Origin of the sequence: Flavobacterium sp. (assembly GCF_043760115.1) — a bacterium.
GTDB lineage: Bacteria > Bacteroidota > Bacteroidia > Flavobacteriales > Flavobacteriaceae > Flavobacterium.
In genome coordinates this window covers 1-10,892 of the sequence record NZ_JAYUPK010000175.1, presented here as the reverse complement: position 1 = coordinate 10,892, position 10,892 = coordinate 1, and the positions used below count along the sequence as shown (strand labels likewise).

The 10,892-nt window shown below is 29.3% G+C and carries 10 protein-coding genes and 1 tRNA gene; 2 read left to right on the top strand and 9 right to left on the bottom strand.

The annotated features are described in order from the left end of the window. The 3 genes from ACH2BC_RS14880 to ACH2BC_RS14870 form a co-directional block, all read right to left on the bottom strand. Window positions 1–2,956, bottom strand: a 2,956-nt coding sequence (locus ACH2BC_RS14880; protein ID WP_395055032.1) for a M14 family zinc carboxypeptidase, incomplete at its 3' end; no start/stop codon positions are given. 293 nt (window positions 2,957–3,249) lie between these two features. Further along, window positions 3,250–3,642 (bottom strand): hypothetical protein, encoded by a 393-nt coding sequence (locus tag ACH2BC_RS14875; RefSeq protein WP_395055030.1) that lies wholly within the window; start codon window positions 3,640–3,642, stop codon window positions 3,250–3,252. A 439-nt stretch (window positions 3,643–4,081) separates the two neighbouring features. Next, window positions 4,082–4,155 (bottom strand) — tRNA-Met (locus ACH2BC_RS14870). Between the two features lie 137 nt (window positions 4,156–4,292). Here ACH2BC_RS14870 and ACH2BC_RS14865 point away from each other — a divergent pair. Together ACH2BC_RS14865 and ACH2BC_RS14860 are read left to right on the top strand one after the other, a co-directional pair. Then, a complete protein-coding gene (locus ACH2BC_RS14865) occupies window positions 4,293–4,685 on the top strand; it encodes an START-like domain-containing protein (RefSeq protein WP_395055028.1) in 393 nt (130 codons plus the stop codon). A 53-nt stretch (window positions 4,686–4,738) separates the two neighbouring features. Further along, complete coding sequence (locus tag ACH2BC_RS14860; RefSeq protein ID WP_395055026.1) at window positions 4,739–5,572, top strand: aminotransferase class IV; 834 nt, start codon at window positions 4,739–4,741, stop codon at window positions 5,570–5,572. On the opposite strand, the gene ACH2BC_RS14855 is transcribed toward ACH2BC_RS14860, so the two are convergent. The 6 genes from ACH2BC_RS14855 to ACH2BC_RS14830 all read right to left on the bottom strand — a co-directional run. Continuing rightward, the gene (locus ACH2BC_RS14855; protein ID WP_395055024.1) at window positions 5,569–6,129 is read right to left on the bottom strand and encodes a YqgE/AlgH family protein; all 561 of its coding nucleotides are present in this window, start codon (window positions 6,127–6,129) and stop codon (window positions 5,569–5,571) included. The two genes, ACH2BC_RS14860 and ACH2BC_RS14855, sit on opposite strands and share 4 nt — an antisense overlap. Window positions 6,130–6,238: 109 nt before the next feature. Further along, window positions 6,239–6,511, bottom strand: a complete 273-nt coding sequence (locus ACH2BC_RS14850) for an HU family DNA-binding protein (protein WP_395055022.1) — start codon at window positions 6,509–6,511, stop codon at window positions 6,239–6,241. A 182-nt stretch (window positions 6,512–6,693) separates the two neighbouring features. Next, window positions 6,694–7,641, bottom strand: coding sequence for a methionyl-tRNA formyltransferase (gene fmt / locus ACH2BC_RS14845; RefSeq protein WP_395055020.1), 948 nt, complete (start codon window positions 7,639–7,641; stop codon window positions 6,694–6,696). 25 nt (window positions 7,642–7,666) lie between these two features. Further along, the gene (locus ACH2BC_RS14840; RefSeq protein ID WP_395055036.1) at window positions 7,667–9,571 is read right to left on the bottom strand and encodes an ATP-dependent DNA helicase RecQ; all 1,905 of its coding nucleotides are present in this window, start codon (window positions 9,569–9,571) and stop codon (window positions 7,667–7,669) included. 165 nt (window positions 9,572–9,736) lie between these two features. Continuing rightward, window positions 9,737–10,099, bottom strand: a complete 363-nt coding sequence (locus ACH2BC_RS14835) for a MepB family protein (protein WP_395055034.1) — start codon at window positions 10,097–10,099, stop codon at window positions 9,737–9,739. A gap of 311 nt (window positions 10,100–10,410) precedes the next feature. Beyond that, window positions 10,411–10,892 (bottom strand): AAA family ATPase (locus ACH2BC_RS14830; RefSeq protein ID WP_395055018.1); only part of this gene is annotated, 482 nt, incomplete at its 5' end.

The following is a 10,892-nucleotide window of genomic DNA, read 5'->3' as shown; positions in this document are numbered from 1 at the left end:
AATTATCAGTTGCAGTTGGCGCAGTTACAGTTGCCGAACATTGACCAGTTACAGTTGCAAGTGAAGCAACAGTTGCTACTGGCGCAGTTGTATCATTTACAATAACTTGTTGTGTTTGTGTAGAAGCATTTCCTCTAGCATCAGCATACGTCCAAGTAATATTGAAAGTTCCTTGAGTAGAATAAGTCAAAGGTGAAGCAGTAGTTCCAGTAATAGTTCCAGAGCAATTGTCTAAAGCCGTTGGAGCAGTTACAGTTGCCGAACATTGACCAGTTACTGTTGCTAAATTTGTAACATTTGCTACTGGCGCAGTTGTATCGTTTATAACTATTTGTTGATTTTGTGTAGATGTTAATCCATTTCCATCATTATATGTCCAAGTTACAGAAAAAGTTCCTTGTGAAGAATACGTTAATGGACTTGCTGTTGTTCCAGTAATTTGACCATAACAATTACTTGTAGCTGTTGGAGCAACTAATGTTGCTGAACATTGAGCAGTAATACTTGGTAAATTGGTAATATTAGCAACTGGTGCTGTACAACTTGAATTTATAGTAAAAGTTTGTGCTGCTGTTGAACTTGAATTACAAGTGCTAAAAACTGTTACAGTTGCAGTTCCAGAAGTAGCAACATCTAATGCAGTTATTGATGCAGTAAGTTGAGTTGCATTTACAAAAGTTGTAGTTCTATTAGTTCCATTCCATCTTACAGTTGCATCACCACTAACAAAATTAGATCCATTAACTGTTAAAGTAAAAGCTGTACTTCCAGATAGTTTGTTTGTTGGTGTGATTGTGCTTACTATTGGATTTGGTGTTACCGTAACAATTACTTCATTTCTATTACTTTTAATGGGCTGTAGTTTCCAGTTAAAAAATTGGAAGAAAGTTCCAACACCGCTATTACCTGTAATTGAAATTGGACCACTTGTAATAGGATAAGTTATTCCAGTTGTTGCACAAGTTAAACTTGTGTTAGAAATTTGTCTAGATACTAATCTTAAACCTGTTCCAACAGGAACAAAGAAATCTAAATTAATATCTTGACTTCCCAAAGCTGTTAATCTTACTATTCTTGCTTCTAAAACTGTACCTGAACTATTTGATAATTCAACATAAATTTGTCCAATTGCAGATGCATTTATTAAAACTGATTTTAATTTAGTTGGAGTAGTACAATTAAATATTAAATATCTATTTGCTACACTTGCATTAGCTGTAACTGTTCCTGTTGCTACCGTTGGTCCAACATTAGCTGGAGTAACTTCACTTTCTACCCAATAAGAAGTTGTAGTAGTTAAAGCTGGAGTTGTATAAGCTGCAGTTGAAGCTAATACAGAAGTTGATGTAGCAGAATTATACCATTTAATAGTTCCGCTTCCTGTTGCTGATAATGCAGCTGTTTGTCCGACACATATAGTTGCGTCTGAAGCAACTGGTGTTGATGTAGAAGGAATCATTGTAACGTTTAAAATTGTTGCTGCGCCATTAGTTATTGTTGCAGATATTGTTTGAGTTGCATAACCAGCAGCTTCAAATATTACATTATATGTACCAGCAATTTGTACTTTATGATAATCACCATTTGATGGAGAAGTTTCTACATAACCACCAAATCCATCAGATGTACCGTTTACATAAACTTTAGCGTGAATAGGAAAACCAGCTTGATCAGTTACAATACCTTGTATTCCATAACTAGCTTCCTTAACATAATTTAGTAAAGCTTGTCTATTTCTAACCCAATGAAAAGGTAAATTTGCAGCAGCAGGAAATTTTACTGCAGATATTTCTACAGTAACTTCTTTATTATGATTAAAATAAGTATTAAAATCTTGTCTTCCACCTTTTACAGTATACCAAATTGCGCCATTTGTAGTTCCAATATATTGACCAGTACCATAAACATCATCCATATAATTTAAATTTCCATCAGCAATTTGACATGCTTCAGCATAAACCCTAGAAACATATCTAAAATAGGCATCTTGTGGATGAATACTTACGGCAGATGTACCTAATGCTCCGTTTGATGTATCCCAAGGAAAATTTACAACTTCTGCACCACCATGATAGTTAGCAGATAATACAAAATTTCTAGTTTGTTCAAAGTTTAAAAATGCAGTTGTTTCTGTTTGGAAAGCTAATACATCAGGATGAATTCCTCCAATAAAGTCTGGATAATTTCTATTCATATCAACTCCAGCAGCATTACCTCTAGTTGCTGTATTTCCAACTGAGTTCATCGTGTCATTTCCTGTAGTTTTATATGATCCATCAGGATTTGCAAGTGGACAAATAAATAATTCTGTTCCGTTTACAACATTTGTAATTTCAGTATCTGTTCCATAATTAGTTAACAATTCATCAATAAAATGTAGCATTGTTGGATAACCAGTAATTTCATCACCATGCATTGAAGAAGAATAGAAAAATTCTGGTTCTGTTTCATCTGCAGTTGCATTGTCAGATATTTTTAAAACATATAACGTTCTTCCATTTGGAGTAGAACCAATGGTTTGAAGTGTACATATACTTGGATAAGTTGTAGCCCAAAATTGCATCTTTGCAACATATTCAGAATATTTAGGATAAGCATCCCAAGTAGTATCCCAAGCTGCAGTGGCTTTATTAGAGTTTGTATAAAATTCTAACGGAACTTCATTATCTTCAGCCAGCACTTCGTATTGAATGCCATAAGTAAGAAATCTTTTAAACTGATCGTTGTTTGCATAAGCTTCAACTTCTAAAAGTTGTTCGTCTACATGCTTGTGACTTATTGACAAAAACTCGTTTAATTCTAAAAATTGCGCTTTACTTGTCGCTTTAAAGTGCAGAATTACTTCTCCTTTTTCTCGTAAATAACGATTTGCTTTTTCTAATGAACCACCTTTTTGAGCAAACAAAGTGCTTGTAAATAAGACGGTTAGGATCAAAATAAAAGTAAATTTTTTCATATTTGTTTGGATTTTAAAGTACAAATCTAAATAATATGAAAACATATACAAAATTAATTATCGATTAAAAGCTTAAAAAATCGATTAAAAGCATAAAAAATATTATATTTTAAACTAAATCTTACATTTAATTAAATTTTTACCATTTTGTAGAATTTATTTAAATGTATTGTATTCAATTCAAGTTTAAATTACAATTGCATTTATTTAAAATTTATTCAATACTCAAATATTCGTTAGCTTTTCTTTTATACTTATAAATAATGAAATTGTATTTCTCATAATTTGATATTTTACATATTGATTTTATTGGGTCTTATTTCAGATCGATACTCTAATTTAATATCTGAATTAAAATATCCGATTTCATAATGAGTAAACCCACATAGGCTTGATTCAAATTCTACAACACTAATTATTTCATCTTTTTTAAATTCTTTACTGTTTAATAATTGCTTGCACACTTCAGCCAACTTTTTTTGGGTTTTTGTTGGATTACCTTTTTCTAAATCAAGAATCATTATTTTATAAAATTCATCTTTTTTTATTGTTTTGATAAGGCTATAATTGATGAGATCATATTTTACAATTTGATCATCGATGCCTTCATCAATAGTTTTGAAATTTATTTCCTTTTGACATCCAATTAAAATAATTGGAATTAATAATAAGATCAATTTTTTCATCTTTTTTTAATTTTTCGTTTAACATCCACCACGTTCAAAATTTGAACTACATTTTTTATATTAATTGTTTTGTCTTCATAGAAATCATTCAGCGAATGCAATACAAGCTCTTCAGTAACTACATTATGACAGGTAATTATTCTCAGAAGTAGGAGAATTTCAACAGTTTTATGTACTATGACAAAATTCAATTTGTTGATATGCAGTCTTTCTAAGTAAATAGTAAATGAATTTTCGATAAGAAAAATAAAGATACTATCGCTGAGTTAAATCACCATTAGCACAGTAAATTTTTGGTTCTGAATATTTTATTTTTGAAGCCAAATCGTATTCAAATTTGTGTTCAATTAGTAAAGACTTGATTTTTTTAAACATAAAAAATGGATTAAAAAAACTTCTAATCCATTGTAAAAACTAGCATAAACTAATTTTTATTTTGTAGCGAGACCGAGATTTGAACTCGGGACCTCAGGGTTATGAATCCTGCGCTCTAACCAACTGAGCTATCTCGCCTTTTAAGTTCTCAATTTTCATTGAGCGTGCAAATATAAGCCAATTAAAACATTGAGCAAATAATAATTTGAAAAAAATAATTTTTTCTTTTCGTGTATTTATAAATAAAAATTATATATTTCAGAAAAATTTAGATTATGTCTACAAAACTGCGTTACGAAATAGAGTTTCCCATTAATTCTTCGCCACAACTCTTGTATCAATACATATCTACTCCTTCAGGTTTGCAAGAGTGGTTTGCCGATAACGTAAACTCTAGAGGAGAATATTTTACATTTGAATGGAATGATTCTGAAGAAAATGCACGTTTAATTTCTAAAAAATCTGGAGAAAAAGTAAAATTTAGATGGCTTGATGAGAATAATAAAGATACAGACTACTATTTTGAATTAAGAATACTTGAAGACGAAATAACTAAAGATGTTTCTTTAATGGTAATTGACTACGCATTTGAAGACGAAATTGAAGAATCATCACAATTGTGGGAAAATCAAGTTTCCGATTTAAAACACGTACTAGGTTCTGCATAAAAATTCTTATTTTAAACTTATATTTGTCTCGACCTAAAATCGAGACTTTTTTTATGATTAATTACAACGGAGAAATCCTAAATTCCGAAACTACATTATCCAATTCCAATCGTGCTTTTCTTTATGGCGATGGTATATTTGAAACTTTAAAAATTGTAAATGATAAAATTCTATTTCTAGAAGATCATTATTTTAGATTAATGGCTTCCATGCGAATTGTACGAATGCAAATTCCTGCAACATTTACTATGGAGTTTCTAGAAAATGAAATTTTAATCTTAGTAAATCAACTAAAAATTCAAGAATCGGCAAGAATTAGATTTACAGTTTTTAGAAACGATGGTGGTTTTTATTTGCCAAAAACTAGATCAGTTTCATACATAATTCAAGCTTCTCCATTAGAAAATAAAGAATATCAATTTTCTAATTCTAATTATGAAGTTGATTTATACAAAGATTTTTTTATTTCTAAACAGTTACTATCTACTATAAAAACTACCAATAAAATGATACATATTACAGGTAGCATTTTTGCAGATGAAAATGGTTTTCAAAATTGTTTACTGCTAAATAATGAAAAAAGTATAGTTGAAGCTTTAAACGGAAACTTGTTTATGTTGCTTCAAAATAAGTTGATAACTCCACCAATATCTGAAGGTTGTTTAAACGGAATTATTAGAAAACAAATTATTCAAATTGCTAAAAAAATAGAAAATCTTGAAGTTATCGAAGAAATAATTTCACCTTTCGATTTACAAAAAGCCGATGAATTGTTTATTACAAATGTAATTTCTGGAATTCAATCTATAACAAAGTATAGGAAGAAAGAATATGGAAATAATCTTGCTAAAGGGTTGTTGGGAAAATTAAATGAATTAATTTCCTAATTTAAAACAGGATTCTCAGGCGCATTTGACCAAATTAAGTAATCGCCACCCAATTCCATAATTTTATCTTTCCAAAATCTTGAAGATTGCTTTTTTAAAATTTCAGCTTCATAATTATTAGAAGTAATAATCCAAGAATTGGCAAGTAATTCTGTTTCCAATTGATTGGAAGACCAACCAGTATAACCTAAAAAGAATCTAATATTTTCTTTGGTAATTTTACCTTCGTTTATTAATGTTTTGGTCAATTCAAAATCTCCACCCCAAAAAATTCCATTAGAAATTTCAATACTGTTAGAAATTAATTCAGGTATGGTATGAATAAAATAAAGATTATCTTGTTCAACTGGTCCGCCATTATAAATTTTAAACTCAGCTTCAATTTCTGGCAACAAATCGTTTATAGAATATTCTAAAGGTTTGTTTAAAATAAAACCAACAGAACCTTCCTCTGTATGATCTGCCAATAAAATAACCGATCTGTTAAAAGATAAATCACCAATTATTGATGGTTCAGCTAAAAGCAGTTGTCCTTTTTGTAGTTTTTCTGTAGTCATTTAGCTCCTTTTTTTAATAAAATTACAATAAATTATGGTAAATCCAAATTAATTGTAAAAAAAATCACGCCATTGGCGTGATTTAATTTATATCAAAATGTAAATCTAATTAGTTTACAGAACCTTCTAATTCTGCACCAGCTTTAAATTTCACTACATTTTTAGCAGCAATTTTAATAGTTTTTCCTGTTTGAGGGTTTCTACCATCTCTTGCAGCTCTGTTAGATACTGACCAAGATCCAAAACCTACTAAAGAAACTCTACCACCTTTTTTCAAAGTTGATCCTACGTTTCCTAAAAATGATTCTAAAGCTAATTTTGCAGCCGCTTTTGTAATTCCTGCATCAGCAGCAATAGCATCGATTAATTCTGATTTGTTCATAATAATAGTTATTAATTGTTGGTTAAACGTTATTTTTATTAAAAACAAATTTAGTAGAAAATACACACTACGCAAGCGTTGAGGAGTTTTTTTATCATATTTGTTGATAAGTAGAAGTATTTGTTAATAAAAACGTGCGTTTCGTCGAAGATTAACTACTTTTTTTCAATGATTACTTGACTTTACAACGCTTTTGCATCAATAGAAAGTGTAATTCCGTTTAACAATTCCGATGTATTCATTCGCTTTTTTGCTGGAAATTGTAAATTTATAACTTCTATAAATCCATTTGCAACAGCAATTTTTAATATTTTTTTAGTAGTTATTACAGTTCCAATAATTTCTAAATGTTCTTCCTTATTATATATAGCTTCATAAATCTTAACATTCCACTGCTCATTTCCATCTTTTATTGTACACCAAGAACTTGGATATGGCGAAAGTCCACGAACTAAATTATGAATTTCTTCACCTGTTTTAGAAAAATCAATTTTGCAATTTTCTTTATCTAATTTGTAAGCTGTTTTTATTTCGTTTGTGTCTTTTTGAATTGTTGTTACAGCTTTTTCATTTGCTATTAATGATAAAGTTTCAGTAACAGTTTCGCTACCCAATACCATTAATCTATCGTGTAATTCACCAGCATTTTCATTTTCAGATATTGAAATTTCTTTACTTATAATCATTGCGCCAGTATCAATTTTATCATCAATAAAGAAAGTGGTTACTCCGGTTTTGGTTTCTCCATTTATAATTGCCCAGTTTATTGGCGCAGCACCACGATAATTTGGCAACAACGATGCGTGTAAATTAAAAGTCCCCAAACTTGGCATTTTCCATACTACTTCTGGCAACATTCTAAAAGCAACTACAACTTGTAAATTGGCATTTAAACTTTTTAATTCGGCCAAAAAACTTTCGTCTTTTAAGCTTGTTGGTTGTAATAATTTTAAATCATTGGCAACTGCATATTCTTTTACAGCAGAATATTTAATTTTTTGACCGCGACCAGCAGGTTTGTCGGCAGCAGTTATAACACCAACAACTTCATAATTATTTTTTATAATGGTGTCCAAAATGCCTACAGCAAATTCTGGTGTTCCCATAAAAACTATTCTTAATTTTTTCATATTGTTTTTGATGCTAAAGTAATCTCTATTTTAAACTATTTTTAATCGAATATAAATTATTAGAATTAATTACTATTGCATCATTTTCTAATAAATTTTGAAGTACAAAGATAACATCGTCTTTAGTATGTTTTGATAATTTTTGAATATCTCTCGAATTTAAATCTTGAATTTTTAATAAACCTAGAATTTTATCAGATACTAAATCGAAATTGGTTTTAGTTTTATTTTTAGAAATACAAAAAGAACAAACGCCACACTCAGTTGAAATTGTCTCTCCAAAATAACTTAAAAGTAATTTATTTTTGCATTTTTTTTCTTCCTTAATATAATGTAATACTGCTTGAAGTTGCTCTGTCTTTAATTTATTTTGAGCTTCTAAATATTTAGAAACTCTGTTTATGGTTTTGTCATCTTCTCTAACTTCGTTAAAGGTTAACGTTGCATCATTGTTTTTAGCATTTAATTCTATAATATTTTTTTCGTGAAGTTTATGAAGAATTGCTAGAACCTTCTTTTCTTCGGTATTAGATTTCTTGGCAATTAAGGTAACATTAATAACGGTTTGCGATTCATAAACACCTGGATTTGTTCGTAAAATAGTTAGAATTACTTCTTCATCTTGCTCGTTTAAACTCATATATCGAATAACTTCTTTAGACGGAATTATAAACTGCAAGGTTATTTTTTCTGAAAACTCTTGCGATAAACTAATAATTCCTTGTCTGTCTAGAAATTGCAATGTATTATAAACTTTCAATACAGAGAACGAATATTTTGTGCAAAAATGATTGATGTTGAAACTAAATTTTTCGTCAATTCCTTCGCCATAGGCAATTTGAAAATAATTGCAGAGTTTAAGAAATACTAAATTTAAAAAAGCTTTATCAGATAAAACAGAAAGAAATTGACTTTCTGCATGAATAATATCAGATGGATTTGTAAGTAAAATTGCAAATGCTTTTTCGCCATTTCTTCCTGCACGTCCAGCTTCTTGATAGTAATTTTCTAGATTTGGAGGAATATGCAAATGAATTACAGTTTTAACAGTAGGTTTGTCAATTCCCATTCCAAATGCATTTGTGGCAACCATAATTTGTACTTTGTCATTCATCCAAAGGTTCATATGATTTTCTTTATCTTTTAAAGATAATCCACCGTGATAATAGGTTGCAGAAAATCCTAAACTTTCTAAATGTCGAGAAATATCGGTGCACGCTTTTCTATTGGTTACATATATTATGGAAGATTGTGGGTTTTTAGTTAAAATTTGTTGCATCAAATGCAATTTATCTTCGGTTGTAAAAACCATATAAGCCAAATTTTCTCTAGCAAAAGATTTAGTAAAAACTACAGGATTATCTAGCTTTAGTTGAGCAATTACATCTTCTTTTACACGATGCGTTGCCGAAGCAGTCAGTGCCAAAAATGGAACTTTATTGAAATGATTTTTTAGTAAAGAAATTTTTAAATAGCTTGGTCTAAAATCGTGTCCCCATTGCGAGACACAATGCGCTTCGTCAATTGCAATTAAATTTATAGGAAGGTTTTTTATTCTTTCTAGAATCCAGTCGTTTTGCAATCGTTCTGGCGATAGATACAAAAATTTATAATTTCCGAATTCGCAATTGTCAAGTAAATCTATAATTTCTTCTTGTCTAATGCCTCCAGTTAATGCAATTGCTTTTATACCTAGATTTTGTAAATTAGTTACTTGATCTTTCATTAAGGCAACCAAAGGCGAAATTACCAGACAAATTCCGTCCATAATTAATGCTGGAACTTGAAATGTAATTGATTTTCCACCACCAGTTGGCAGTAATGCAAATGTGTCTTGACCTTTTAAAACCGATGCAATTATTTCTTCTTGCAAGTCTCTAAACGCATCGTGTTTCCAGTATTTTTGAAGAATTTCTAGTGGAGTCAAGATTTAAAGTTGTTTTTAAAGTTTAAGTTGTTTAAATATTTAAAATTGTTTAAATGTTTAAAAGTTTAAAAATGTTTAAAAATGTTTAAAAATGTTTAAAAGTTTAAATTACAATCAAACATAACAAATATAATACATAATGTAGGATTTAATAAATTTTGAAACTATTTATTGAAGTAATTTTCTAAAATTATCAAAGTCAAAAGTTACTTCATTACTAAAATCATAAAAATAGTTTAATTGCCATTTTTGAGTTTTTATAGCTTGTTTATTTTCTACTTTATCCCAAATTGGATACACTCTAAAACCAAGTTTACCTAATTTTTTATCATTTGAAATTATTGTGTTTTGAGTAAGTACATTTTTAGAAAATAAAAATAAACCAAAATTAGTTTTAGTTTTTGTGTAAATAATTACAAAATCAAAATCGTCATATGTATTAAATGGTTCTATTGGATTGGTATTAGTTCGTTTCCATAAAGTTACAAATTGACCAATTTTGGTTGGCGTAATCTTGGCTTCACGAAATATAATTTTATGATTGTTTACCTGAAATTTACAAGCTGAATAGTCCTGACTTTCTCTTTCAATTACTAATTAGAAATTTCAAGATTGCATTTGTCAAATAGATTTTTCTTAATTTCTAAAAAAGCTTTTGTTGTCAAGGTTGGAAAAAATTTAAAAAAGTTTAAACAATTTAAGAGTTTAAAAGTTTAAAAAAGTTTAAAAGTTTAAAAAAGTTTAAAAAAGGTTAAAAGTTTAAATTGTTTAAAGGTTTAAAAAAAAATATTTTAATTTTTAGATGTTTAAAAACTCACAACTCACAACTCACAACTCACAACTCATAACTCACAACTCAAAACTTCCAAAATATAATCTATTCTATTTTCAACAGTATCTTTAGGAACTTCTATTAAATTGTAACCATATTTTTGGTAGGTTTCTGATAGATGATTGTAAATTAGTTTGGCTTGTTCGTAATTTTCATAACGTTCGTCGTCGCTAATGTAAATTTCTTCCCAAGGTGGAAGAATAAAAATTTTAGTGTATTTATGATCTTTGCAAGCTTGGTCAAAAAATGATGGATAACTGTCGCCAATGTAATGCATGTAAGCCAAAACATCTGGAATGCCACGATCTAGAAATACTATTTTATGAGTTTCTGAAATGGCGTTGTTGTATTGTTTTTTTCTTCCTTCTAGTAATAACTCGCTAAAAAGTAATGGTTTTTCTAGAAAGAGTTGTTCTATTCCTTGTTTTTTGGCTTCCATTGTTACTTCGCGTGAAATTTCTGGATAGCAACAAAATCCTTTGGAAATTAATC

Bases quoted from the DNA above. Each gene is read 5' to 3' on its own strand.
- ACH2BC_RS14875 (WP_395055030.1), bottom strand. From the start codon at position 3,642: ATGAAAAAATTGATCTTATTATTAATTCCAATTATTTTAATTGGATGT.
- ACH2BC_RS14865 (WP_395055028.1), top strand. From the start codon at position 4,293: ATGTCTACAAAACTGCGTTACGAAATAGAGTTTCCCATTAATTCTTCG.
- ACH2BC_RS14860 (WP_395055026.1), top strand. From the start codon at position 4,739: ATGATTAATTACAACGGAGAAATCCTAAATTCCGAAACTACATTATCC.
- ACH2BC_RS14855 (WP_395055024.1), bottom strand. From the start codon at position 6,129: ATGACTACAGAAAAACTACAAAAAGGACAACTGCTTTTAGCTGAACCA.
- ACH2BC_RS14850 (WP_395055022.1), bottom strand. From the start codon at position 6,511: ATGAACAAATCAGAATTAATCGATGCTATTGCTGCTGATGCAGGAATT.
- fmt (WP_395055020.1), bottom strand. From the start codon at position 7,641: ATGAAAAAATTAAGAATAGTTTTTATGGGAACACCAGAATTTGCTGTA.